Origin of the sequence: Pelagibius litoralis (assembly GCF_011683915.1) — a bacterium.
GTDB lineage: Bacteria > Pseudomonadota > Alphaproteobacteria > Kiloniellales > Kiloniellaceae > Pelagibius > Pelagibius litoralis.
This window is the reverse complement of record NZ_JAAQPH010000002.1, coordinates 208,654-234,270: the sequence shown is the minus strand read 5'-3', so window position 1 is coordinate 234,270 and position 25,617 is coordinate 208,654. Positions and strand designations below refer to the sequence as shown.

Sequence of the window (25,617 nt, the reverse complement as noted above, 5' to 3'; positions counted from 1 at the left end):
CATGGCAGCGATACTGCAGTTTCCGAAACCGGGTGTGGAGTTTGATATTGATGTCGCGCCGTTCGGTTGGTGCACGTTCTGCCGGCGCCCGGATACCCGGTATGTGAATGTCGGCAAGATTCATTTCGGCTTCTGCCAGCGCCACGAGATTTACTGGCTGATTGGCGAAGACATCTTCAAGACCTGGGAGGACCAGGACGAGACCCACTGGGAGTTTAACCGCCGGATACTGCAAGGCTATAGCTTTGTTGGCTCTTTCCGGGTGGTTGGCGTGCCGGCCATGATGGAAAAGGCTTTCCAAGAACCAGAGAGGTCTCACCGATGAAAATTGAACGAGACGGCAACGGCGCCTGGAAGGTTGTCGACGACAGCGGCGCCACCATGGCCGGCAACCTGACAAATGCCCAAGCATGGCGTTGGTTTGACCAGCACGATACCCATGCTGCCGATGATGAGAACAGGCGCCGCCGGATCTCCACCGCCGTGGCGGAGCGATAGCAGAGGCGTAGCAGGCTGATGGCAAACGCATGGCAAAGGCAGCGCCCATCTGACAACACAAGGTCTAGGTGGTTGAAAAACAAAGGGGCTGCCGATGCCACGGCAATGCCAAACCGATGCCAGCGATAAGCCAGAGAGAAACCACGAAGGCGCCAGACTGCTTGATGTCCAATAATTTCATAGAGATAGTGAGCGAAGATGCTAGCGGCGTGCTAGCAAGTTGCTCCGAATCCGCCCCAACGTTGTCGATCGCCAAAAACCCCGGAAACCTACGGCACAACAGCCCTGAGCGCTCGAAACCCTGCGGTCCTGTCGATCACCCCCCACAGGGCTCCTGGTCGACCAACTCCAAAAATTGGCGCTTTTCGCGTGTTTGCGGCGGTCGCGTATTGCCCAGGTATACCCCAGGTGGACCCCAGGTATCGACCGGGTGTTGGTCGGCAGTCGGCGCGGTTTGGTGCAGCCGAAACTCAATTAAAACTGGACTTTGCGCCTTTTATTCTAATCTGATACATTAGCTTTGATGCCTCAACCCATGGAAAGGCTTGGATATGAGTGATTCCCCCGCGATGGCAGAACCCGCCAAGAAACGCGGACGGCCCAAGAAGGCCACCCCCGGCGCCGCTGACGTCAACCCGCAGCTTGATGAAACAACGGCAATCCAACAGACGCGGTCGCCGGCCACCCCCGTCGATCCGGTAAACACTTACATGGCGGAGCTGCAGGCAATGGGCTTGGATGGCCTGCAGATCATGACGCTGGTCAATGCCCGCTTCCCTGGCACAGAAGCCGCGCCGGCTGCCGCCCCCCTCACCCCCGGCAGTGGTGAAGCCCTCGGCCCAGATCCGGAGCGGATCGCCGCATACAACAAAATGATGGAAGACTACGTTCCTCCTGTCCTTGACCGCAAAGTGGGTTGCCTGACCGGCGATGATGCGGATCTGAGGCAGGTTGTCGCGGGTGCCCTGGCTTCCGCCGATCCGGAAGACGGCGTTGACGCGGTGACGGATGCCCTGATGGCCGCACTTGACGGCTATGGCGGCGTAACCCTGCCTATCATGTTTTCCGATTGGGTGCGGAAGTGGGCAATGATCCTAACCATGCGGCACAAGCGGGAAGAGTTGATGCCCGATGATGAGGCCCTTGGAATCATGATCAAGGAGCATTGGGCCTCGCATACCTATGAGCGGGCATTGATGAACAACAAGCCAGGATCGAAGAGCGGCCCCCGGAAGAGCTTCAATCCCACTTCGGGCACGTGGCAATGATACGGCGCTGCGCGATACTCAAGGCCACCCCTGCCCTAGTGGCGGGGTTTTTTGTGCCTGCAGGCCGGGCATGAACATACCGTTTCCCTCGGGGTCTAGCGGTCGTGCGGTCCGACCGAGCACACCAATCCCTGATCCGTTCCGGGGGAGACGCGCCGAAAGGCGAGTAAGCAGAGCGGAAATCGGGGAATGGCCGCAGCCAGCCGAAAGGTAAAGCAATGACACAGGAAACGATTCAGGTTCGCGACGTGGCCGGCAATGTCTGCACGTTGACCAAGGAAGAGATTGTGCGCGCCGCTGAAGAGGAAGCGGGCATTACCCTATTCGGCATGACGCCCAGGGAAGTTTTCGCAATGCGCCGATGGGCGACAGAGCGCGGTTATGGGCTCACCGATATCTCGGCCTACGTGGGAAAACTGACTTCCCAGGAGTACAACGATCACATGGCCCAGGTTAAGGCGATTGCCTCGTCTATCAACGATGCCATTGAGGCACAAACCGCCAGGGCGCCGAGCGAAGCACAGCTACAGGCCCTTGAATCGGTTTATCGGGCATCAGTGTTTGAGTATGCCGCGAAAGGGTCCGTAAAGGATCACATCAGCCGCATGGCGTCGGTCGAGGGGTTGCCCCACGTTAAGACCGTGCCTGAGGGCTTCAGTCCGGTACCCGAGGGGTAGGGGCGAGATGCCTAGAGGACAGCCCAGCAAATACACTCAGAAGCTCGCCGCACAGTTCTGCGAGCGGGTGGCCGACGGCGGCACCGTGACGGAAATCTGCAAGGCCGATGATATGCCCTGCCGGGCGACGATCTTTAATTGGCTGCGGGATAAAGAGGAATTCCTAGACCAATACGTGCGGGCCAAGGAGATGCAGGCCGAGCGCATGGCTGATGAGATCCTAGAGATAGCGGATGACGGCACCAACGATTTCGTTGAACGCAAGAGCGCTGACGGCTCCGCCTATGAGGTTTTCAGCGCCGAGCATGTGCAGCGCTCCCGGCTCCGCGTCGATGCCCGCAAGTGGCTCATGTCCAAGATGCTGCCCAAGAAGTACGGGGACAAGACGGAAGTTGAGCACACCGGAGAAGCATTTCAGGGGTTTGGCATCATACCGCCGGCCAATCGTGAACCTAAGCAAGAGGTGTAAAACCGATGACTGAAAGCATGTGTGAAATTGGCGCCATTGGGAAGAACAAGCGGGAAGAGCTGCTTGTGACCATTGGCGAGATCCACGGCCATAGGGTCGTTGATGTGCGTATCCGCTTCGAGAATGACGAAGGCGAAATGATCGCGACCAAGAAGGGCGTCAACCTTCGTATCGAGGCCCTGCCCGGCCTTATCGAGCTTCTGGAAGACGCCCAGGCGCAGGCCATGCTTCGTGGCTGGGTCGATAGTCCGACGGAGGCCGAACGCGATGCAGCCTGAACCCAATATGGATTTTGAAACTCATGCACCTTGGGCGGCCTTTGGGAACCGCCGCGTTCGTGTGATGTGTCGAGACGGCGACCTTTTAGGAACGCTGCGATACTGGGATGCAACTGGAATTGTCTTGGAAGGGGCGGCAATCAAGAATGGCCTGGCCCTGGGTCTGCTATACATTTCAATGGGGCAGGTCCGTTACATCGAGGAAGCACAGGCGCCGGCAGATCAAGCGGAGGCGGCCTGATGTCCATATCAGCGATGCTGGTCAGCGCCTCTAAAGAGCTTAGGGAATGCAACGTCACTGGCATGGACGGGCAGTATGTCGTAGCCACCCTTAGAGACGGCACCAAATTCATGGCGGTTGTGTTTGAGATATCTGCCGGCGGCGTTCAATTGATCAAAGTAAAGGGCGACTTGCCTAAACCGGCTGGTCGTTTCTTTTTTCCTCACTGGCGCATTGACTCGCTTGAGGTCGTGCAGCCACCGGAATCGCAAGAGGATACAGCTCATGCAGCCTAAATCCGGGTTCACATCGAGCGAATTCCTGCTGGTGGGTCTGGGTGTTGTCGCCTTCGTCCTGAACGGTACCGAGTTCGTAAACATTCCCTGGGATCAGTTCCCCTGGCTGGCCGGCGTGATCGCTGCCTATACGGGCGGGCGTTCCTGGGTCAAGTCCACCAGAGAGAAAGTAGGAACCAATGCGATGTAGAATCTTGAAGACATTTCTTCCCGCCGGGCTCGCTATTGCGGGCCTTTTTCTTGTGAGCGGCTGCGGCTTCACCGAGTTCGGTGACACGGTACGCGAGACTGTGAAGGTGAGAGGCGCCGACGCGGCGGATACCACCATTGACAACCTCGAATGGGGGCTCTGCAACGCCGCCAGCATCGGCAGCATCAACCGAACCTATGGCACGTCTGATGAGGACGCGAATCGCTATCGTGACTTCTGCACGATGCACCAGACCCGCGCCGGCAGTGTGGTTGGCCCGGTCCCTGCTCCGGCAGAAGCGGAGTAACGAACATGCTTATCCAACACGCCGCGACCGCATGGTTGCTACTCCTGTTCGGCGCGGTGGTTGGAATTGATTGCCGGCTGATGCTTCGACAACTGGCAGTCAACACATGGGCGACACTCGCCCCACTACCCCGTTCACTATCGAGTGCTTGCAGGCACCTATGGGGCAGCAGCAAAGCGGCAAGGGAAATGCGTCAGATGAACAATCATGAACTTCGATATCTGAGGACGTTCGTTCAAGCGTGGAACGGTAGGACCGGAAAGAAGCTGATACCGGACGGGGAGCCGTGGGAACGCTTCGCGGAGCTTGATGAGCGCGGCCAGCTCGAAATGCTTGCCACACAAATTGATCTTCGCCTGGAAGAGATTCAGCAGCTACGGCGCGGCGCCTTCGATGGTGAGGGCGATATGGAAGCGAGCCTTATGGATCTGGCCTCAGAGGATACGGAGGTTGCAGAGAAGGCAGCGGAACGATTTGAGGGGTCCAAGCTCAACCGGGCCATGCTGGGCTCTATGGTCGGCAACGTTCGTAACATTCGGATCAAGGCCGGTGCGGCGGCTATCGGTATGGCGGATCTTCGAGAAAAGGGTCTTGTCGAGACGACTTCCAACTCAGGCGCTCATGACTATGACCTGATGGTGGGCGCGCTCGTGGGCCTTGCTGGACAACCTAACCTCTCAATGCTGCGCCGTTGCATAGAAGATCGCGGAGAAGACCCTCAGGAGCTTGTCAACGGCTTGGCGGAGGGCGTCACCCTTGACTGAATCAAGCGCCTGCGGTCGCTCTGGTAAGAGCCACATTCCAATGCCCGATGGTTCAGAGCCGCAACATATCACTCTCTTCCACGGAGTCATTCTTGTGGCAACCGATACCGGGGTTTGGCGGCTGATTGAGGATGATTTCCACGTCGGGCATCTGTGCTGGGAAAAGGTAGAGCCGTTATGAACGCCGATGGCCGCTTTGCAGATACAGGAATGCGCGTCGATGAAGCGTTGGCGCGTGCCCGCAAGTGGTGGGGCGAGTACCGAGGCGCCGTGCGCCGGGACTTCAACCGAACCCGCAAGGCACCTAAGGCACGGCTATCTGCCAAGGCGTCTAACTTCGTGATCCAGGGGGAGGAAGAAGAACCCGTTCCCTCCGGTATCCTCTCCGGGCAGGCTTGGGATGATCTGAGCCAGCGCGAACAGCTTTTAATCGTTAAACAGTGGCATCACGATCATGTGCGGGCGCCTCTGATCGACAAGGCCACCGTTGCAAAGGCCGTCATTGATAAAGCCGGGAGTATGGTGAACTGATGGCGATCATACCCCTAGACATGACGGGGAGTCCGTGCGTCTACGATTACATCTACAGCGATGCTTTCGTAACCGGCATTATCGGGCCGCTGGGCTCTGGTAAGAGCTTTGGTTCCTGCGCCAAGGTAATGCGGCACGCCAGCGAGCAGCGAAAGTCCGATAACGGTTACAGGCGGTCGCGCGTCGGCGTCATCCGGAACACCTACGGCGAACTAAAATCAACCACGATCAAGACGTGGAACGAGTGCTTCAAGGGGAAAAAGCTACCGCCCGTTAAGATCGGTGCAGCTCCCATTCAGCAGCACATAATCATTCATCCGACCGACCACGCACCCGGCCTTGACTTAGAGGTTTTGTTTCTGGCGCTGGATAAAGAGGATGATATTGGCAAGCTCAAATCTCTTGATCTGTCTTTCGCTTGGTTGAACGAAGCCTCGGAGTTGCCAAGAGGCATCATTGATATGGTGACGGGCCGTGTCGGGCGGTTCCCCGGCAAAGATGAGGGCTGGGCCACCTGGGCGGGAGTGTTCTGGGATACGAATGCCGCCGACGAAAGGGCCTGGACAGAAGAGGCCGACGAAGGCGCGGCGCCGGAAATTAGGGTGACGCTGCCCGACGGTTCGGAGTTCGTGGCGGACTGGCAGGTTATCCGTCAACCGCCCGCCATGTTGGAAGTTGGCACCGATTTCCAGATCACTGAACCCGGCCACCACCGCATGGGTGAGCAGTTACAGCAGAATGAGTGCATTCAGGCCGCCGGACGCTATTGGGCACCGAACGACAAGCCGGACGTGCATGGCGAGGGAGCGGCGGAGAACCTGAACAACCTCCGGCCAGGGTACTATCACCAGCAGGTTTCAAAGAAGCTCCTACCCTGGCTGCGACGCTATGCCCAGGCGAAGCGGATCTACCTTGTGCCCGGTAAGCCGTGGGTCCCCGAGTTCAGCCAAACAACGATGGTCCGCCCGCTGTCGTATGATCCAAACCTTGACCTGCTGGTGGGCATTGATGCGGGCGGCGGTACGCTGAACCCAGCGGCGGTATGGGCGCAAGTCGGGATGTTGGGTGACTGGCGGATCTTGAAAGAGCTCGTTATTGCCGATATCGGCCTTGATGCTTTTTGCGATGCTGTCCTTCGGGAGCATGCCAAGGATTTTCAAAACGCACCAATCCGGGCGGTTTACGTCGATCCTGCTGCCCGTCAAAGAGATCAGATTTACAAGGTCGTTGTCGGCGATCACATGCGGTCCAAGGGCCTTCCTGTCCAGTATGCCCCGTCCAATGACCCGGACGTGCGCCGCAACGCTCTAGCCTCTCCTATGGGGCGTCTGGTGCCTCTTCCCAATGGCGAGTCGATCCCTGGATTTCTGGTGGACCCGTCTTGTAAGTGGCTGATTGGGGGGCTGGCGGGCCGGTGGTGCCGCCGAAAGCTGAAGACTTCGGGAGAGAACTACGCGGATAGGCCGGAAAAAAATGAATGGAGCCATCCGGGCGATGCCTGCAGCTACGTGACGTCGGGAGGCGGAGAATACCGGACCTTGAAACACGGCGCTGCCCCAGGTCAGAACCCCAACTCCATGACGGCCCGCGCTCGCCGTGGTGAGAGCCTTCAAATCCAATTCGATCATTCCGGGCTGTTTGATTGATGGTGGATACCTTAGAGGCACCCCGCCGCCCTGGCCGGCTTCCCAGCCGCCGTTGGTGGGTTTTCTTCCGGCCCAGCGATCAGCACCGCCGCTGGTGGTACAGGCTCATTCCGTCCTATCGCGGCGTCTTTGAGCACTGCTTTGCCGGCTGTGAGATTACAGACAACTGCATCCTGTTTATGGACCCGAAGAATACCGGGATGGTCAGGGAATCCATGATAGGGCGGCCCGCGAAATACATTCGTGTGGCTAAGCGCGCCGGCTGGAAGATCCTGTTTATAGAGCTGGATGAGAGTCATTATCTAACAAATCAGTTTAAGTCTCGCGGCTTAGTCCTTACTTGTGCTAGTATAATTGCGTATGAACTTGGCCTCTCATCATGGGCGGTAACGCCTCGGGGCCTTTATGACGTTCTAACGAAGCGCTACGGCGCAAGAGAGGTTTAAGGCGATGGGCAGTAGCGGTGGCGGCGGAGGCCAATCAGAGGAACAAAAACGCCTCGCTGAGTTGCAGGCTCAGGCATTAGAGGACGAGATCAGGCAGCGCGAGCAGCTAGAGGAAGCGAACGAGGCTAATAGGCGGGTTCGTGCCCTTGGTGGCTTTGCCGGCCAGTTGCAGTTTCTTGGGCCACAGGAGCGACAGAGAGGCCGGGAACAGAATGCCAGCGGCAGCCGCCGCGCGCCCTCGGGATCAAGGCCGGCTGCCAAGGCGGCGCCCAGGCCGACCAGTACCAGTAGCGGCGGCGGGCGTAGTGGCAGGGGCGGCGACAGAGGTGGTCGATCTGGCGGTAAGTCTCGAAGCGGTGGCGACCGGGGCGGCAGAGGGCAGTTCGATGGGCCCGGATTTGGCGGCCCTGGTGATCGCGGTTTTGGTGGGGGAGACAACCCAGATGCAGGTCCATAAGGACAGCGGGCGAGGTGCCAAGATGGAATTTAAGCCTTCAACCATCACGCGGTATGGTGGTAGACTCCGTTTTACTGGAGAGAGCTATGATCAAACCGTTTCACTTTCTGGTGCTGCTGGCTTGCCTTGGCCTCGGTGCCTGCGCCATGACCACAAGCGAGCCCTGGGACACTGCCGAGGGCGAGTTCGGCAACTGCGGCGACAATCCGGACTGCGGCAGCTAAGCAGCCGTGTAATCTGCTTGGCGGGCTTGGCCCATGCCTGAGCTGTCCGCCGAAAAGCTTATCAAACGACATGACCGGGCCTGGGGCGACCTTGCTCAGTGGCGCGGTCAATACCGCGATGCGTACCGCTATACACAGGCGGCGCGAGACACTGTAGACAACCCCACACCCGGACAGCCGCGCGCGAGCCACGTCTTTGATTCGCAGGCTGGGAAATCACTCAGCCGGTCCACAAATCGGCTGCAGGATCTTCTATTTCCAAGCGGAAAGAATTTTTTCGAGCTGCGCCCCGGTCCCGCTTTTGACAGCGTTCCAGAAGAAGAGAAGGAACAGGTAGCCGAGACCCTGCAGGACATCACCAAGAAGTTTCACGCGGCGATATGGGCGAGTAACTTCGAGACGGCGATCAACGAGGCCCTTGCCGATCTCATGGTGGGCACGGCGGCGCTACTTTTTAATGAGGGTGACGACGATCAGCCCTTTCACTTTAGCGCATGGCCACAATTCGCGCTGGGCTTTGGCGAGGGTCCAAACGGCACGATTGGCGATGTATCGCGCGAAGTATCGATGTTGCCGAGCATTGCGCAAAAGGAATGGCCGGACGCGGAGATTTCTGATGAGCAGACCAAAGAGGCGACCGACGGCAAGGAGCAAAAACGCGCGTACATCGAAATCACTTACCCGGACGATGATTCGTTTTCGGTTCTTCCCGGCGGCGACATAGGCCGGCCCACAAAGTGGTTTTATGCCGTTATCGACAAGAAAGACAAACGGCAAATACTGAAAGCGCAGCGGGCATTCGAAACGGCAAGCCCCTGGATCGTAACGCGCTACAAAAAGGCGACCAATGAGATTCGCGGGCGCGGTCCCGTCTTCGACGCCCTGCCTGATATTCGGACTCTGAACAAGGTTGTTGAGCTTGTCCTGATGAACGCCAGCATAGCAACTTCCGGCGTTTGGACGGGTATTGACGACAACGTTTTTAACACGAATATGAGCCTGTTTCAGCCAGGATCAGTGATTACGGTTGGCTCTAACTCCACTGAAAACCCAACGCTTCGACCCCTAGAATTTCCCGGTAGCTTTGATGTTTCTCAACTGCTGCTGAGCGACTATCGATCTCAGATCCGGCAAGCGCTTTTTGACGAAGACCTGCCGGACGTTAACGACGGCGTTCGGTCTGCGACCGAGATTATTGAACGGCGGCAGCGGCAAATTAAAGACTTCGGCCCGGCAGCCGGGCGCATCCAAAAGGAGTTGTTGGAGCCGCTTGTCTTGCGCGGGATTCATATCCTTCGGCGCAAAGGTCTGGTCAACATTCCGAAGGCGCTGCGGATTGATGGGCAGTTCATCAATATCCAGATCGTGTCGCCGCTGGCGCAGCTACAGAACTTGGATGATATCCAAAAAGTTTTGCAGGCGATTGAATTATCTCAGGCCGCTGTCGGCCCGGAGCTTACCCAACTCAATTTCAAGGTGGAAGAGGTTCCGAAGTTCATAGCCGAGCAAATGGGCGTCCCGCAGGATCTCGTGCGCAATAAAGACGAGAAGCAAAAGGGATTAGACACGGTAATGCGAATGATGGCGCAGCAGGCGCAGCCGACAGCAGAGGAAGGGGGTTAGCATGTCCGAGAATTTGGGCATACCGCATTTTTTGGGAGGTGATGAAGATCCGTGGCGGCGGTTCTCCCCGGAGGGTGAGGAAGATGTTAAGCGGCAAAATCAGGAGCAGCTTGAAGCGCGGCAGCAAGTGATCCTTTTGGTTGCGCGCGTCTTCGATACCCCGGAGGGCCGAGAGTTGCGCGAGATCATGGCCGACATGATGAGAAGTAACGCGCGGGTTAAGCCGGGGATGCGTTTGGACGCGATTACAGCCGTGCTGCTGTGGAATGACGCGCAGCGCTCCATGCTTGAATGGATCGATAGGCAGGTAGAAAAGGCGAGGGAGTTTTGATCATGAGTACCAGAATGTTTTTTGACAAAGATGCGGTTTCGGGTGCCGGTGCGTCGGAGGCTGAAGCCGAGGCAACATCTGACGATGGTGGAGCCAAGACGGCCAGCCTACTCGACCATGCAACGCCAGCGGAGAAAGACACAAGCGAAAGCGCGGCCTTGGACAAGGCACCCGCTGCGGAGGCGGAGGCGTCCCAGGTGCCGGGACTGAGGCTTGAAGAGCGCCCCGAATACCTGCCGGAGCAATTCCACGATCCGAAAACTGGTGAGCTTCGCCTCGATGGCTTGGTGAAGTCGTGGAAGGATCAGCAGGAAGAGATCAGGGCACTCAGGACCGAAGACAACACCAAGAAGGCGTCGGCGGTCGAAAACCCGGAGGACTATAGGCTAGAACTTCCGGACGATCTAAAGCCGACTGCGGACAGGATCTTTCTGTCTGATGAAGAGGGCAGCGAAGATCCGATTGTGAGCGCATTCCGAGATTTCGCCCATGAGCGCAGGATGAGCAATCAGGATTTCAACGACACAATCGCATGGTACGTCGAGCAATCGGGCGCTGCCCTACCGGACCCGATTGATCAAAAGGAAGAGTTGCGAAAGCTTGGCCCCAAGGCGCAGTCGATGATTGACGCCACGGCCAACTTTGGTGACGCCTTGGTTGCTAATGGCCTGTTCGATAAGGAGATGGAAAACGAGTATAGGCTAACCTGCACATCGGCGGCAGGAATCAGAATGATCAATGCAATGCGTGACCATTATGGCGAGCACTCAATTCCAACCCAGTTGCAGGCCGCCGCCGCCGCCCGTCCGGAGGCTGCTGAGCTTGATGAAAAGGTTGCGGAGATCATGCGGGACAAGAAGGCCGGCAAGATTACCGAAGCCCAGGCACAGCGGCGTTTTGAGGCGGTCCAAGTGGAGTTTGAGGCGGTTCATGGCAAAGAGCCGGCGGGCTCGTCGGTGCCTCGTCCCGTCTGACGACTTGTTTAATTTATAACATTAAGTAAAATCGATATGGCCTTGCTTTGAAACGAAAAGTGTCCTATATTCGAAGTAACCGGACTAACCGCCCAGCGGACCCGGTTTAGGCGCCACAGCGCCCCGCTGGCCCCGGATGAAGGGCAAGGCGGCGGACCCGGATAGCCGGCCTAACCGTCCACCGATTGATTTCACTCAACGGAGGACGGTTTCATGTCCAAGAGTCTAAATGCAGCCGCTATTGCCAGTTTTGACGCGGTTGTCAAACAAGCCTACCAGGATTCCGGCGTCTTGCGTCCGCATGTGCGGACCAAAGCCGGCATTACGGGTAGGAGCCATCGCTTTACGGTGATTGGCCAGGGTGTCGCTACCCCCCGCATTCCGCAAACTGACGTTGTGCCGATGAACGTCATTTATTCCAAGCCTGAGGCGGTTTTGGAAGACTGGAACGCGGCGGAATATACCGACGTTTTCGACGCTGCCAAGGTCAACTTTGATGAGCAATCGTTGCTCGCCACCACGATCTCGCAAGCAATCTCTCGGCGCGAAGATCAGCTCATCATCGATGCGCTGACCGCTTCGGGTTCCACCTTGCAGGTTCCGACCAACGAGGGCGGTGCCGGAACAAACCTCAACACTGCGAAATTCTTGCGAGCAAAACAGCTTCTCGATGCCGGCGGCGTTAACCCGGATATGCGGAAGATGGTTGTCCACAGCAACAACATTTTTGGGTTGCTGGGCGATCAACAGGCGACCAGTTCGGATTTCAACACAATCCGCGCCCTGGTGAACGGGGAAATCGACACATGGCTTTCGTTCAAGGTCTGCATGGTTTCGGACCGGCCCAACGAGGGCGGAATGCCGATTACCGGTGCGGTGCGTACCGGCTTTGCCTTCCACGGCGGGCCGATGGGTGCCGTTGGTCTTGCCATCGGCGTCGATCAGCGGACAGAGGTGAATTACGTCCCTGAGAAAACCGCTTGGCTCGCCAACGGTTTGTTTTCGGCAGGGTCGATTGCCATCGATCCGGTTGGCATTGTCGAAGTTCTGATGACGGAGGCTTGATCATGGCATTCGTACTAAAGCAGCTCGCTCCGGCGGGTAACAACTCTCGCTCCCGCAAGGGCGCCGGAGCGGAAGAAGCATCGGTTGCCATGTGGACTTACTTCCACGCGACGGATGCGCTCGCGGCGGTTAAGGCCGCCGGCTATTTCAATGCGGCGCGGGGCCTTCTTGGTCCGGGTGACTTCATCTTTTTTTCGCAGAACGGCGCCGCCTGCCAAATCATCACGGTCAGTGCGGTGCCGTCGGACGGTACCAACGTGACCATTCAAACGGCGGACATCAATTCCGCTTAAGAGTGGCGGCTATCGACTCCCTTGCCGCCTTGGGAGGGCTGGGGCCTGCCTTCGCTCTCGGGCGATGCCCAGCCCTCCACTTAGGAGCATAGGATAATGGCTGCGTCCGACATTGACGTTTGTTCTCAGGCATTGGGGCGGTTGGGTATACCGCCCATTTCATCTTTTGATGACAATCGCGTAGCGGCCACCTGCGAGAGCTTCTATGGCGACGTAATCAATACCCTTTTCTCTCGTTATCCCTGGCAGTTTGCGCGCCGCTACAAGCTCCTTGACCGGTTAACGGCTGCCCCCCCTGCCCGCTGGCGCTATCAGCATCAGTTGCCCCCAGAAATGGCACGGCCACAGCTTTACGGCGTCTTCCGCAGCAATAGGGAAAACGCGCCACCGCTCAAGGCCTTCGAGGTGGTTGGCAAGGTCTTGCTGAGTAATGATCCCGTCCTATGGGCGTCCTATGGCACGCGACCCGTTGAATCGGATTGGCCGGCCCCCTTTTACACGCTGGCGATTTATGCGCTTGCTGCGGCGCTTGCAGTGCCGGTGACCGAGGATGCTGGAAAGGCCGAATACTGGCAGAGTCAGGCGTTCGGCCCGCCAAGTGCAGCCGGCCTTGGTGGCTTTTTTCGCGTCGCCCGCATGGCCGATGCGCGCGAGGACGTGCCCCCACAAATGCAAGATTACTCTTTGATTGAGGCGCGCCTTGGCAGCGGCGGGTGGCGCTGACCTGTCATGCTTAAAGTAGACCTTCCCCAAACTTCTTATGTGAGCGGTGAACTTGATCCGCAATTGACGGCGCGCACGGATGTAACCGCCTACTATACGGGTGTCGAGCGGGCGCGAAACGTTCTGTTAATTCCTCAGGGTGGATTTACCCGTCGCCCCGGTCTCAAGTTCTGTGCGGAAGCGCCGCCGGTAATCGAGAAACTTGATCTGACGGGCAAGACCCTGACGGCACCAAACGGCGGCACTGCAGCGAATGCGGTTGATGATAATGAGGCCACGACAGTCCTCACCACAACGAACATCGGCACGCTTGATCCTTACATCATTTTTCATCTTGATCTTGGTACAGCGGAGCCAGTGTGGTTTGCCGATGTTCGGAATTTTTCCGTAAGTGGAACCGGGTTTTTAAACCTGACTGACGAACTCCGTATTCAGTATAGCGACGACAATGCGGCGTGGTCGGATTTCGGAGAGCCCTTTGACAACTTTACGAGAGAAGATAACCGCTGGAACTATCGGCGCGGTAACGAGCTTGGGAGGGTTACGCACCGCTACTGGCGGGTAGTACGGATTGGCGCGACCAATGGCGGTACATCGAAATTCGAACTTGGAGAATTCCGGCTTTGGAAGGCGGTGGAACCTGAATTTGTGTCAGCAACGCGGATCGTTGATTTCGAGTTTAAGGCGCTGGAAACCTACTCGCTCCTTGCCACAGATCAAAACCTCAGGGTTTTTCTGGATGGTGTTTATCAGGATGATATTGCCATCCCTCACACGGCGGCGCAGATCCAGCAAATGACCTGGGCGCAAGAAAGCGATACGCTACTTCTATTCCATGAGGATGTGCAGACACATCGGATCGAGCGCCAGGGCACCAGCCGCGAATGGATCGACAGGCCGCTTACCTTTACGTCAATACCGACACGCGATTTTAAGGATCTGGTGTCTGCTGGCGGGGGTGCGGAGCCGGTTTGGAGTGCGACGCGCGGTTGGCCCCGGACTGGCTCTTTCTTCAAGGGGCGTCTTTACGTCGGCGGGACGCGCGACCTGTCGTCAACCTACTGGGCGTCGGGCGCGAAGGGCGATGTTTACGCCTTTGTGCGCCCCGCCTCCGAGCCGCAAGCAGATGATGCTTTCGAGCTTACGATAGGCGAGACGGCGGCAAGCATCTATTACATGCTGCCTTCTGATTTCCTATTCATCATGACCGCCGCCGGCCCCTTTGTTCAAGAGCCGCGCGAAGACCCGCCCACAGGCGACAACGCAACGCCCCAGCGCCTTCGTGGCAACAAACGTGCGCGCGGCCCTGGGTTTCGCGCCTTCGGGTTGGACAAGGCGATTGTCTTCCTTGATGACTCTGGGGAACAAGTGAACGAGATCGTGGAAGAGGTTTTTCGCGGTTCCTTCGAAGTCAACAACCTAGCTTTTTTCGCCCCTCATTTGATTCGCGATCCTCAGGAAATGACGTTTCGCCGGGCGCTGTCGGCCAATCGCGGCGATCTTATTCTGTTGGTCAACAGTGATGGCTCTATGGCTGTGCTGCAAACGCTGCGCGACCGCGAGTTTACCGGCTGGACAAGCTGGCACGCTGGCAAGGGAGCGGCAGACGCGCTACAGGGGCGTTTTGTGGCGGTCGGCGTGCAGGTTGGTGGTATCGATGGGCGTTACTATGCGGTTGTTGAGCGGACCATTGACGGGCGAGTTAGGCGTTTCTTTGAAGAGTTTCGGGAGGACTACCTTCTTGATGCGTCGGTATTGATCGAGGCGATCAACGAAAGCTTTGTGTTGTCTTCTGATGGGCAGGCAACCGTTGTCTACAGTTTTGAATCTCCCGGCGATGCGGCGGACATTTGCGTTAGGCGAAACAAGATCCTGCTGGACCAGGGCGTTGATTACAGCGTCGATCTGGGAACAAAGACGATCACGTTCTTGACGCCTGCCGACAACAACGAGAACGACATAGTGCGCGTGGCTATTCGTATCAATGAAGTAGATGCGCCGCACTTGGAAGGCGAAACCCTCAGGGTTCGCGTTGACGGCGCCGTGGGTGCTGATGTGACGGTGACTGGTGGCAAGGCGTCCATCGCGGAGTTTTCGGACGAACAAGTAGAGGTCGGGCTTGCTTGGCCCGATGTGAAGGAGATCGAAGTAAACGAGTTAGTCACCCGGCAATTTCTTACCGAGGAAGAGGCAAGGTTTTCGGTTTTCTCGATTTCAGACGGACGGGGTGCGGGCGACGGCCTGTTGGTGCGTGACATGCCGGCGGACATTCCACCCGATCCATCCGGGCCAAGTTTGCGGGGGAAAAAGAAGCGCGTTCATACGGCGGTGATTTCCGTAACCAACACGCAAGGCCTCTATTTTGGCGCCAACGATGAGCCGCCGGAGCCGGTGGACTTTGCGGAATTCGGTGATTTCCTGTTAGACCGCCGCCCTCCGCTTCGCACTACGGAAATCAGAATTGATAATCTGCAGGGCTGGACGCTAAGCGGTCAGACCGAGATCACCCAGCGCGACCCTTTGCCCCTTACGGTGGTTGCGATGGTTCGTGAAATAGTGGTTGCAACGAGGTAGCTATGGGAGCGGCATTCGCAGCAGCGCCTATCCTGACGGCGCTGGCCATTGGGTCAACGGTTGTCTCTGCCGGAACGGCGATTTTCTCTGGGATTCAGCAGAGCAAGGCGCTTAAGGAGCAGCGCAAGGCTGAGAGCCTGAGGGAAAAGCAGAGCGCTATTGCCGGCTTGCAGCAGGGCAACGAGATTTTGCGCGATCAGTTGGCCGCAACAGCGCAGGTCAATGTTTCTGCCGGCGCCTCTGGCATCGATCCGTTTAGCGGTACGCCGGAAAACACGGTGCAGGCGATCAGGGATGTGGCGGAGCGACAGTTGCGCACCAGCCGGCTTAATACACAGTTCGATCTTGCGGCCTCTGCGTCCAGGCGCAAGCAGCTCAGTATTCAGGCTTCGACGGCGCGGACGCGCGGGTTCTTGGGAGCGGGCAGCAGCCTGCTTGATCTTTCAACAAGCCTGACGAAATTGGGCGGTACGGAGGCGCCGGCCAGTGGTTGAACGTTTGCCAGCTAGCGCATTACAGCGCCGAGGTGTTACTGCCAGGGGTGGTAATATCGATGCTTCTTCCGGGGCGCTGGCCTCTGCACAGCAGATCGGGACTTTAGGGACGGCTTTTTTCCAGAATGCGGCAAACAATCTCCTGAACGAGGTTAGCCGGCAGGTTGTCGAGAAGCAGACCGCGAAGGGCCGGAAGATCGGGCTAGAGGCGACCACAACCCTTTCGAATGGTCAGGAGGTGCCGCTAGCGATCCTCAGTGACGAAACCAGTATAGCGGCGCGTTCGCGGAATGCCGGCGTACTGGAAAGCTATACCAATCGCCTTAACACTACCCTGCTGCGGAACATGGAAGAGCTGGCGCGCAATAACAGCGCGGACCCGGTTGGGTATGAAGAACAGGCGCGGGACCTGTATGGCGAGATCCGAAAGACGCTACCCAATCCCGAAATTCAAACACTATTTGACAACAAATTCGAAGCGATCCTACAGCCGGAGATTACACGGCAGCATGTCGGCGCCGTTAAGCAGGAGCGCGCGGATACTCGCTTGACGGCACTCGAATCAGTGCAGGAGATCTCCCTCTCGGCTGAAAGAGAGGCGCAGGACGCGATGAGCTTCAACGCGGACCTTGCGGCGCAGTCGGTGACAAACATTGCGCAACGGCGTGGCGAATTGTTGGCGGCCCTGAATCAGACTGACGCTAATGGCGATTTCATCTTTAGCCCGGATCAGCAACAGGCCGAATTGCGGGCGTTCGATTTCACAGTTCAAAAATCAGCGGTGCTGGGTGGTTTTCGTCGTGCCACGGATAAGGAGTCTTTCATAGACCGTTGGGCAACGGCGGAGAGGGAAAATCGCAGTTCTGACGCTTTGACTGCTACACAAGACAAGACACAGGCGGGGCGCCGCATTTACAAAACCTCTGACGGCCAGAGCGTTTCTGAATTGAGTATAACCGTCACACACCCTGAGATTAACGCAGGCAAGCCGACAAATATTCCGACTGTTTATGACGGAAAGATTGTGACCGAGCAGCAGGCGGTTGCCATTGTTGCAAATGCCGGTGGTGTCGATCCAGACACAGGCCGCGAACTGGACGGCTTCGACACGATAGACGAGGCCGAAGAAGCGGCCCGCGCTCGCTCGCAATCTCTGCGTCCAGTGGGTGATGACGGCGACGCGCCGAACGCTGATTTCAAATCAGGCGTGGCGCCCATGCTTGCGCTGCAGGATGTTGACCGTATTGAAGCCACCATGCGATCAGAGCTTCGCCTTATTCGTGCGGAAAACGCAGAGGTACGGGCGCAGCTTCGGACGGAAGCGAGCGACGCGGCAACGATCCTTTCCAGGGGTGAACAGCCCGCCGGGCTTGCGGGGCTCCGGTCCAATATGGAAGCCGCTGGAATGTTTAAGGAGTTGGCCCGGCTTGATTTGAGCGAACGGCTAAGCGAGGAAGTCGTGGAGTTCTCCCGGCTGCCGCTGTCCGATCAACAGGGTTCTATCGCTACGCTTGATCAGTTGGACATTGTTGGGATTTTCGAATCCGAGAAGAAGGCCCAGTTTCGGAAAGTCCATGCAGCTCAAGTCGCCGCTGTAAGGCAGGGTCAGGGCCTTGGTGTGGCGGTAGAGGCAGGGGTGATTGCGCCCTTGGAAAGCATCGACTACAGCGATCCGGAAACGCTTAAGGGCCGTGCTGTGAAAGCGGGCTTGGCGAGCGCACACGTCGGCATAAGGCTTTCCCCCCTCACCCCGCAAGAGGCTGGCGGCTTGCGGCAGGCGCTTGATGAGGCGACGCCCGGTGAAGTCGCCGGTATCCTCGATTCACTTCATCGCGGACTTGGGGAAGAACAAGCCGGATATCTTGCCGGCCAAATTGCGCCGAATAATCCGGAGTTGTCGGCGGCCATCACGTTAGCGCCCGATAGTCCTTTGGTTGCGCGTGACATTGTTTTAGGTGGCCGGCTACTGGCGGAAAACCCCGATGTTAAGCCGGGTCAGACTGACAGAATAAACGGCGTTAAAGAGGTCTTCGGCAACATGTTTACGCCGGAGACTGCTGGGGCATTGGACGGCTTTGTGGATGCCGGCATGGCGCTTTATGCATCTCGACGTGTGGCAACCGGTGATCTCACATTTGATTCGGATACCTTCGAACAAGCCCTTAGGGAAGCTGCCGGAAATCCAGTGAAGATCAACAAACGGATGATCCTGCCACCCCGCCCCGGCATGACGGAAGATGAAGTTGAAGACCTGGTGCTTTCGACCACGGATGAAGACCTGGCGCTTTATGGCAATGGCCTGCCGATCTTCAGCGACGGCACGCCCTTCTCGGTGGCGCTATTCGACCGCTTCGGCAAGGACGCTCAGCTTGTGACCAGTGGCCCTGGTCGCTATCTGATTTTCTTTCCGGGCCTGGGCTATATCCAGTCGGATCGGGGCGGCGCCTATGAGATTGACCTTAGAGCAAAGGTTGATGAGTGATGTTTGATCAGCGATCCATTCTAGAGGGCGCAAGCCTGCAGCCGGCGCCGGGCCTTCCCGCCAGCGCCTCGGAGCGATTCCTCATCGACCTGGGGGTTTTCCAAGAGCAGCAGCAGTTCAACAGCGATCTGGCGGCGGTGGATCGTGCTTATTCGGCTTATGTCGATGAGCTGGAACAGGCGACAGGCGAGCGCCTTCCCTCCCCGACGGATCGTTATGGGCTCAAGGGCAATAAGCCCTTTGTCTCGATGCGCCGGGCAGAGGCCCTATTCGAAGAAGATGTTCGGTCACTGGGCGAGCGTTTCGAAGGTGTCACGGTCAAGACGCGCGGCGATATCTTGGCGGAGATCGGCCAGGATCGCGCCACGCAGCGCGAACAGCAAGCCGACATTACGCGGCGAACAGTGGATTTTCACGTAAGCGCTGCCGGGTTCGGGGGCACGGCAGCCGGGGCCGTCTCAGATCCGGTTGTCTTTGGCAGCCTCTTCCTGGGCGCCCCCTTCTCTGCCGGCATTCTGCGCACAGCATTGATTGAGGCCGGCATAGGCTTCGCCACTGAAATCCCTATTCAGGCGCAAGTACAGTTCGGGCGCCGCAAGTTTGGGGAAGAGGCAAGCGCCAGCGAGGCCCTGCAGGCAGTTATGGCAGCCGGTGCCGGCGGCTTCCTTCTGGGTGGGCTGGTCAAGGGGGCGGCAAAGGGTGTGAGCGCCACCCGCGCTTTACTGGCCCGATCTAAAGAACTGCCCGCTTCTGCCAGAACCTCGGAGTTCAGATCGGCGGAAAGCTACCTGGAACGGGTGGCGGAGGTCGAAGAGGCCAATCCCTTCCCAGAGACACCCCAGGGTAAGGCGGCCCATGCGGAGCGGCTGACGACTGCGGAGCTGGCCCTCAGAGAGGGGCGCGTGGCCGATCTGCCCCCCGCTGGGGAGCGTGTCCAAGATTCCCCGGTTACAGACGTGCCGGGTGACGATCCCCTGTCTCAGACCCTCGCCCAAGCCAAACAAGTGGCCAGGGACCGATTACAGGTCGATGAGCAGCAACGGGCTGTGGCGGAGGCCCTGGCGCCCCTGCTGGACGATGACGACGCCCTGGCGGCCCTGTATCGAGACCTGAAGGCCAAGCCGGAGCGTGCGGAGTCCCTGCTGGGGTTTTTGAAGCGATCTGGCGGGCTGCAAGACGAAGGCGGCGAGCTGGCTTCGCTCGGCGTGACAGTGCGCACGCTGCCCGGCCTTCTGAGGCGTGAGGGGCAAACCCTGGATGATGCGGCCCTGGCGGCGCAACAGGCGGGATTCTTTCCTGAGCGCGACCTGGAAGCCGGCGACCGCGTGACGGTGCGGGACTTTCTGGACGCGGTGGCGGAGGAAGTGAGCGGAAACCGAATTGTCCGGCTCGATGATCAGGCTCGGCAGTTGGACGAAGACGCGATGCGGGAAATCCGCGATGGGCTTTCGTCGGCTGGGCTAGACGTTGACCGACTGGGTGAAGCTGAGTTTCGCGGACGGCTGCAAGATACCGTCCGGGCCATCGTCGAGCGGGACCGGGGCGCGGAGGCGGCCAGGATGGGCCGGGCCGGTGCTGATGCCGCCGACATTGAAGAACGTTTGGCCCTGATGAACGAGGAAGACGCCTTTGACGAAGCCGATGTTCGCCTGCGCTATGAAGGCCGGGAGGAAGAATTGATCGCCGTTGAAACCGATGACGGCGTACAGCGCATGACGGTCAAGCAGATGCTCGATGAAATCGCACAGGACGAGGAAGACCTTGCCGCCTTGAAACTCTGCACCATGGGGGCTGGCCGTGGCTGATCTTCGCAAATGTATCGATGCCGCCAAGCTGGACCGCGCCCTATCGCAGGAAGCGGCGGAGGAATATCGACGGCGCCTTGATGAAATCCTGGGTGAAGATGCAAACGTTGACGGGCCGGACTGGCACGAAAAACAGCAGCGCGCGGCGGTACGGCTTCAGAAGGAGATAGAGCGCACGCTCCATCGCAAGCGCCGGATGCGGATTAAACAAGCGGCGACGACCGATGCGCTGCGGTCCCGGCTGGCAGCAGCCCCAGCCAAACAGCGAGACAAGGCGGCGGTGGCGGTTCTTGATTTCGATCCGACGGGGCGCCATACGGGCAGCAACGTGGCGATGCGGCATATGCAGGCCAGGGGCACGGCCTGGGGCCTGATGTCGGATTTCATCGACCGCTTTCGCTCCAAGCATGGCGGCCTGACCCGTAACACGTCAGGGATGCGCGATGTGGTGAAAGGCCTCTTCGGGGAGGCGACCACCCCGGAGGCTCGGGCGCTGGCCGAGGGTATTCAGGAGGCGCGGGGGTTTCTGACAAACCGGGCCAATGTAGCCGGCGCCGATATCCGACAGCGCAAGGCTTGGGGCTGGGTGCAGAAACACGATGCCGAAACGATCAAGCGGGCCGGCGTCGATCAGTGGGTGGAGTTCATCATTCCGCGCCTGGACCGGTCTAAGATGTACAACCCAGCCGGCCTGCCGATGTCGGACCGCGAATTTGTCATGGCGGTCCGGGGCAGTTTCGACACACTTACTAGTGACGATCTGGCGGGGATGGCGGAGATCCCGCCCGAAGCCGCTAAGTGGGGCTCCCCCGTCAACCGGCGCATCCACCACCGCGAACTCGTTTTTCGTGATGCCGATGCATGGCTGCAGTATCAGGAGAAATTTGGCGATCCTGACTTATTCGGGAGCATCGTGGGTGAGATTGACAGGCTGGCGCGTGATGTGGCGCAGATGGAGATTCTAGGCCCCTACCCCAAAGCCGCGCTCGAAATGATGCAAAGCCAGTTGCCGAAGCGCAGCAAGTTTCTGGATAACACCTTTGCCCAGGTGACGGGCCAGGCCAACAGTCCGGACTCGCGATGGTTCGCCAGCTTCAGCTCAACCAATCGGAGCCTTATCACGGCTGCCCGGCTGGGCTCGGCGATCTTCGTTTCGCTGGCAGACTTTGCCACCAACACCCTGACCGCCCGCATGAATGGCGTACCAACAACGCGACTGACGGCGGAGCTGCTGCGACAGCTCAATCCGGCCAATGGCGCGCACCGCAGGATGGCCGCGCGCATGGGCTATATCGCTGAAACTTGGGCGGGCTCCCAGGTGGGCGCTATGCGGCTGATTGGTGAAGTGACAGGGTTGCCGCCCGTTGCGCGGATCACAGATAGCGTCTTACGGCTCTCAGGGCTGAACGCCTGGACGGACGGCGGGCGGTCGGCTTTCAAGATGGAGCTGGTGGGGCACATGACCGAAGAGGCCACCAAGCCCTTCGATCAGGTTGAGCCTCTTCTTAGGGGCTCGATGCAGCGCCACGGCGTCACCGCTGAAATGTGGGATATGTACCGGCAAACGTCGATTTGGACAGACCCGGAAACCGGTGCCACGTTCATCCGGCCAGAGGATGTATGGCTGGAAATCCAGTCCATGCCCGAAGGGCTGCTCAAGGTGGGCGAGCGACGGGCTCGATTTGAGGCGGCGCAGCGGATCGGTGAAATGATCCAGACCGAAGGGCACTTTGCCGTTGTGAGCCCTACCGCTCGGAGTCGGGCCATTGCGACCGGCGGAACCACGCCTGGAACGTTCTGGGGTGAAATGGTTCGTAACGTTACGCTGTTCAAAAGCTTCGCCGTCTCGTTCAACTATTTGCATGTTAGCCGGATGCTTGCGCAACGCGGGCTGCGCGGGAAGGCCGAATATATGGCCTGGATCGCCATAGGCTCGACCGTGGCCGGCGCCATTGCCGAGCAAGCCTCCCAGGTTGCCCGAGGTAAAGACCCGCGCGACATGACCGAGGCGCGATTCTGGGTAGGTGCGGTTGCCCGTGGCGGTGGCCTGGGGCCGGTGGGCGATATCCTCTATGCCGGCGTCGGCGGCAAAAACCGCTTCGGTGACTCTATCGCCTCTTCGATTCTCGGGCCGGTGATGGGCGAGTTAGAAGCTTTTGCAAACCTTACTGGCGGCAATATCACAGAGCTAATCAACGATGGTGAAGCGAAGAACGTCGGCGCCGATCTGGTGAGGTTTGCTGAAGGTCTGACGCCAGGAAACAGCCTTTGGTACTCGCGGACGGCCTTCGACCGGATCATGAAAGATGAGCTTGTCGCCTGGATTGACGGCGAAGACGCAGAGCGGCGTTTCCGGCGTATTGAGCGATCTGCAAAGAGAGACTTCGATCAACGTTTCTGGTGGCGCCCTGGAACCCCCGTACCCTCTCGGGCGCCTGATGCGTCGGAAGCTTTTGGAAACTGAGGCAATCAATATGACTGACATCCCTATCCTATCAACGCTGCCGTCCGTGACGATCACGGCGACTGCCAACCAAACAAACTTCGGGTATCCTTTTGTGGTCCTGTCGTCCGATCAATTGAAGGTCAGTAGGCTTCCCGCAGGCCAAGCCAGTGCGGTTGATCTGGTGGAAACTACCGATTACACGGTAACCGGTGTAGGCAACGAAAACGGTGGCAGCATCGACCTTACACCAGGGAGTTTTCCAACCGGCGCAACAGAAGGCGACCGCCTTACACTATTTCGCCAGATTCCAATTGAACGACTGACGGACTTCCGGTTCCGTGGCCGATTTGATGCGCGGGTGGCCAATAAGGAATTTGACACGATCTATTTGGTTGCTCAGGAGTTGTCCCGCGATCTCGGCAGAACGATTGGTTTGCAGCCAGCCGACGCGCTGGACAGCATTAACTTACCGTTGGACACGGAACGCGCCGGGCGCTTCCTGGCTTTTGACGCTGGCGGCTTGGCAATAGCGGCGGCGGGCACGTCCGCTGATCTCACGCCGGTTTCGGCTTTCATCAACGATGAATTGTTCGATGATGTCGACGCGGCCACGGCGCGCGCCACCCTTGGCGCCCTGGCCGTTCTCTCGGGAATGACGGCAAACCGGTTGTTGCGCGTGAACCCCAGCGACACGTCACAGCCGCAGCAAGTGCCGGGAATCATCATCGAAGATGACGCCAATGACGCGGATATCGGCATTGCTTCCGGGCACGGTAACAAGGTCGAGGAAGTCGCTGCCACGACCTACACGATTATCGGCGCCGACGCCGGCAAGACAAAGGTTTTCACGGCTGCCACTGCTGTCACGATTACGCTGCCGGAAAACGCCACTGAGGATATTGCGCGGGGCTTCGGGTGTCTCTGCGTACAGGCCGGGGCTGGCGATTTGACTTTCCAGGCCCAGGGTGCGGAAACCATCTTGTCGCTGGATAGCTCCCTAACGAGCCTGGGCCAGGGCGCCGCGATTGGAGTGCAGCGCGTTGAAATCGCGTCCGGGCCGGAATGGCTGGCGACGGGCGGGTTACTGTAATGGCATTCAGTTATCCTTACCCGAAGTTGGCGATTCAAAAGCGGCACGATCTTTTGGAGCTTCCCGGCGTAACCGTGGTGGCAAACTATCGGGCTGACAACGTGACCGATGATGGGGGAGGCAATGCCAGTGCATGGCCGGACAGGACCGGCAACGGATATGATCTGTCTCAGGCCACTCCGGCGAACCGGGCAGCGATTATTGCTGACGGCGGGGCGGACTTCAAAAGCAGGCCTATTCTGAGATTTGATGGCGTGAATGACAGTGTGTTCCGCGCGACAACCCCTGTTCTAACTCAGCCATTTACGCAGATCGTGATTGCGAAGGCGACCTTGTTGAGCGGCGGAAACAAGATTGTCTTTACGGGTCGCAGTGCCCTGAATGCAGATATCTTCTGGAATTCATCAGAGGTGCTGGCATTTAATGCTGGCGGCAACTTAACGGGAACGACTGGCAATGATGTCTCTGTGGTTGTCGAGGCGTTCTACAACGGCGCTTCTTGTGTTCTCCGAGGCAATGGTTCTATTGAAGCATCAGGAGCGCTCGGCGCTGAAGGCATGAACGGCGTTACGGTCGGGACCTGGTACAACGGTACGGCTGTGTGGGGCGGAGACTTGGCCGAGGCGGCCATAGTCGACGGTGAGCTGACCGCCAAGGCCCGGACTTACCTAGCGCATTACGCAAGGCAACGATACGGGATAGCGTGATGAAGATCGGCAAGCTGGACTTTTGCGGAACGTTTTCATTCGGCAACCTGATAACGCTGGGAACCATCATCGTTGCCCTGGCGGTGGGCTGGACGCGCCTTGATGCCATGACGGAACAGAACAGCCAGCAGATTGCGGAGATCGATCAGCGCACGGTAAGGGAGCGTCACCAGATCACTACAATCCAGCGTGACGTTGCAGTGATCGAAGAGAAGGTGCGCCAACTGGAATACTCAACCCAGGCCAATGGCGCCAAGCTGGATCAGATCCTTATGGAGATCAGGGCGCCAAGCGGGCGCGACTGATTCAATCGGATTTGGCCGCGTCCCTCTTCAGCCAGTCGTTCACGATCTCTTCGGTTTCCTTCGTCCAGCTACGGCGGATGCGCAAGACGCCTCCGCAATGCGGACAGGACTCGACATCGCGATTGGAGCCTTTCCCTTCCAAAGCAAGTCCAATGGCTGCAAGTTCCCGTCGGCTCGGCGGCTTGTCCTGCGCCAGAAGTTCCTCGAAAAGCGACTCGGGTATCTCCGCCATCGCCTGCCAGCGATACACGGCCATCCGAGACACGCCCAAGAGCTTCGCCAGACGCCGCTCTGAGTAGGGTTCCAACCCATCCTGGACGTTCCTGATGTAGTCGTCAGCGGTTTCCGCTACCTGCCAATTGGGGCGGTTACTGTGGGGGTGGCTCCCCGGGGAGCCGGGCTTGTCGCTCATGGTCCTTCCTTTCAAGTGCCCC

At 58.5% G+C, this 25,617-nt stretch carries 29 protein-coding genes; 28 read left to right on the top strand and 1 reads right to left on the bottom strand.

The genetic code is table 11. The features are described from left to right. Position 1: 1 nt before the first annotated feature. From HBA54_RS03265 to HBA54_RS03130, 28 genes are all read left to right on the top strand, one after another. Positions 2-325 carry a hypothetical protein gene (locus HBA54_RS03265; protein ID WP_167221326.1) on the top strand — a complete coding sequence of 108 codons (324 nt, stop codon included), beginning with the start codon at positions 2-4 and terminating at the stop codon, positions 323-325. Further along, complete coding sequence (locus HBA54_RS03260) at positions 322-498, top strand: hypothetical protein (protein WP_167221324.1); 177 nt, start codon at positions 322-324, stop codon at positions 496-498. The genes HBA54_RS03265 and HBA54_RS03260 overlap by 4 nt, the downstream gene beginning before the upstream one ends. A gap of 710 nt (positions 499-1,208) precedes the next feature. Next, on the top strand, positions 1,209-1,766 hold the full coding sequence (locus tag HBA54_RS03255; protein WP_167221322.1) for a hypothetical protein: 558 nt from the start codon (positions 1,209-1,211) through the stop codon (positions 1,764-1,766). Positions 1,767-1,984: 218 nt separating this feature from the next. Continuing rightward, positions 1,985-2,443: a hypothetical protein gene (locus HBA54_RS03250; protein WP_167221320.1), complete on the top strand. Its 459-nt coding sequence runs from the start codon at positions 1,985-1,987 to the stop codon at positions 2,441-2,443. 7 nt (positions 2,444-2,450) lie between these two features. Further along, positions 2,451-2,912 (top strand): terminase small subunit-like protein, encoded by a 462-nt coding sequence (locus tag HBA54_RS03245; protein WP_167221318.1) that lies wholly within the window; start codon positions 2,451-2,453, stop codon positions 2,910-2,912. A 5-nt stretch (positions 2,913-2,917) separates the two neighbouring features. Further along, the gene (locus tag HBA54_RS03240) at positions 2,918-3,190 is read left to right on the top strand and encodes a transcriptional coactivator p15/PC4 family protein (protein WP_167221316.1); all 273 of its coding nucleotides are present in this window, start codon (positions 2,918-2,920) and stop codon (positions 3,188-3,190) included. Continuing rightward, a complete protein-coding gene (locus tag HBA54_RS03235; RefSeq protein ID WP_167221314.1) occupies positions 3,180-3,431 on the top strand; it encodes a hypothetical protein in 252 nt (83 codons plus the stop codon). Before HBA54_RS03240 ends, HBA54_RS03235 begins: the two co-directional genes overlap by 11 nt. Further along, positions 3,431-3,706 carry a hypothetical protein gene (locus HBA54_RS03230; protein ID WP_167221313.1) on the top strand — a complete coding sequence of 92 codons (276 nt, stop codon included), beginning with the start codon at positions 3,431-3,433 and terminating at the stop codon, positions 3,704-3,706. Before HBA54_RS03235 ends, HBA54_RS03230 begins: the two co-directional genes overlap by 1 nt. Beyond that, complete coding sequence (locus HBA54_RS03225) at positions 3,696-3,896, top strand: hypothetical protein (protein WP_167221311.1); 201 nt, start codon at positions 3,696-3,698, stop codon at positions 3,894-3,896. The genes HBA54_RS03230 and HBA54_RS03225 overlap by 11 nt, the downstream gene beginning before the upstream one ends. A gap of 4 nt (positions 3,897-3,900) precedes the next feature. Then, positions 3,901-4,203, top strand: a complete 303-nt coding sequence (locus HBA54_RS03220; RefSeq protein WP_167221309.1) for a hypothetical protein — start codon at positions 3,901-3,903, stop codon at positions 4,201-4,203. A gap of 197 nt (positions 4,204-4,400) precedes the next feature. Continuing rightward, positions 4,401-4,967 (top strand): hypothetical protein, encoded by a 567-nt coding sequence (locus HBA54_RS03215; protein ID WP_167221307.1) that lies wholly within the window; start codon positions 4,401-4,403, stop codon positions 4,965-4,967. Between the two features lie 177 nt (positions 4,968-5,144). Beyond that, positions 5,145-5,498, top strand: a complete 354-nt coding sequence (locus HBA54_RS03210; protein WP_167221305.1) for a hypothetical protein — start codon at positions 5,145-5,147, stop codon at positions 5,496-5,498. After that, positions 5,498-7,144 (top strand): terminase large subunit domain-containing protein, encoded by a 1,647-nt coding sequence (locus tag HBA54_RS03205; protein WP_167221303.1) that lies wholly within the window; start codon positions 5,498-5,500, stop codon positions 7,142-7,144. The genes HBA54_RS03210 and HBA54_RS03205 overlap by 1 nt, the downstream gene beginning before the upstream one ends. 989 nt (positions 7,145-8,133) lie before the next feature. After that, positions 8,134-8,271, top strand: coding sequence for a hypothetical protein (locus HBA54_RS03200; protein WP_167221301.1), 138 nt, complete (start codon positions 8,134-8,136; stop codon positions 8,269-8,271). A 33-nt stretch (positions 8,272-8,304) separates the two neighbouring features. Continuing rightward, complete coding sequence (locus HBA54_RS03195; RefSeq protein ID WP_167221298.1) at positions 8,305-9,894, top strand: portal protein; 1,590 nt, start codon at positions 8,305-8,307, stop codon at positions 9,892-9,894. A 1-nt stretch (position 9,895) separates the two neighbouring features. After that, a complete protein-coding gene (locus HBA54_RS03190; protein WP_167221296.1) occupies positions 9,896-10,225 on the top strand; it encodes a hypothetical protein in 330 nt (109 codons plus the stop codon). A 2-nt stretch (positions 10,226-10,227) separates the two neighbouring features. Continuing rightward, the gene (locus HBA54_RS03185; RefSeq protein WP_167221294.1) at positions 10,228-11,199 is read left to right on the top strand and encodes a capsid assembly protein; all 972 of its coding nucleotides are present in this window, start codon (positions 10,228-10,230) and stop codon (positions 11,197-11,199) included. Between the two features lie 213 nt (positions 11,200-11,412). Beyond that, positions 11,413-12,264, top strand: coding sequence for a phage capsid protein (locus HBA54_RS03180; RefSeq protein ID WP_167221291.1), 852 nt, complete (start codon positions 11,413-11,415; stop codon positions 12,262-12,264). A 2-nt stretch (positions 12,265-12,266) separates the two neighbouring features. Beyond that, the gene (locus HBA54_RS03175; protein ID WP_205944380.1) at positions 12,267-12,557 is read left to right on the top strand and encodes a hypothetical protein; all 291 of its coding nucleotides are present in this window, start codon (positions 12,267-12,269) and stop codon (positions 12,555-12,557) included. Between the two features lie 96 nt (positions 12,558-12,653). Next, positions 12,654-13,280, top strand: a complete 627-nt coding sequence (locus HBA54_RS03170; RefSeq protein ID WP_167221287.1) for a phage connector family protein — start codon at positions 12,654-12,656, stop codon at positions 13,278-13,280. 6 nt (positions 13,281-13,286) lie between these two features. Then, on the top strand, positions 13,287-15,854 hold the full coding sequence (locus HBA54_RS03165; RefSeq protein WP_167221285.1) for a phage tail protein: 2,568 nt from the start codon (positions 13,287-13,289) through the stop codon (positions 15,852-15,854). A 2-nt stretch (positions 15,855-15,856) separates the two neighbouring features. After that, entirely contained in the window at positions 15,857-16,348 is a 492-nt protein-coding gene (locus tag HBA54_RS03160) for a hypothetical protein (RefSeq protein WP_167221283.1), read from the top strand. After that, entirely contained in the window at positions 16,341-18,830 is a 2,490-nt protein-coding gene (locus tag HBA54_RS03155) for a hypothetical protein (RefSeq protein WP_167221281.1), read from the top strand. Before HBA54_RS03160 ends, HBA54_RS03155 begins: the two co-directional genes overlap by 8 nt. After that, positions 18,830-20,635: a hypothetical protein gene (locus HBA54_RS03150; RefSeq protein WP_167221279.1), complete on the top strand. Its 1,806-nt coding sequence runs from the start codon at positions 18,830-18,832 to the stop codon at positions 20,633-20,635. The genes HBA54_RS03155 and HBA54_RS03150 overlap by 1 nt, the downstream gene beginning before the upstream one ends. Continuing rightward, complete coding sequence (locus HBA54_RS03145; RefSeq protein WP_167221277.1) at positions 20,628-23,099, top strand: hypothetical protein; 2,472 nt, start codon at positions 20,628-20,630, stop codon at positions 23,097-23,099. The genes HBA54_RS03150 and HBA54_RS03145 overlap by 8 nt, the downstream gene beginning before the upstream one ends. 10 nt (positions 23,100-23,109) lie before the next feature. Then, entirely contained in the window at positions 23,110-24,171 is a 1,062-nt protein-coding gene (locus HBA54_RS03140; RefSeq protein ID WP_167221275.1) for a hypothetical protein, read from the top strand. Continuing rightward, a complete protein-coding gene (locus tag HBA54_RS03135) occupies positions 24,171-24,878 on the top strand; it encodes a hypothetical protein (protein WP_167221273.1) in 708 nt (235 codons plus the stop codon). Before HBA54_RS03140 ends, HBA54_RS03135 begins: the two co-directional genes overlap by 1 nt. Further along, positions 24,878-25,183, top strand: a complete 306-nt coding sequence (locus tag HBA54_RS03130; protein WP_167221271.1) for a hypothetical protein — start codon at positions 24,878-24,880, stop codon at positions 25,181-25,183. Before HBA54_RS03135 ends, HBA54_RS03130 begins: the two co-directional genes overlap by 1 nt. A gap of 1 nt (position 25,184) precedes the next feature. Here the strand turns inward: HBA54_RS03130 and HBA54_RS03125 are convergent, their stop codons facing one another. Then, on the bottom strand, positions 25,185-25,595 hold the full coding sequence (locus tag HBA54_RS03125; RefSeq protein WP_167221269.1) for a hypothetical protein: 411 nt from the start codon (positions 25,593-25,595) through the stop codon (positions 25,185-25,187). Between the last annotated feature and the right edge of the window lie 22 nt (positions 25,596-25,617).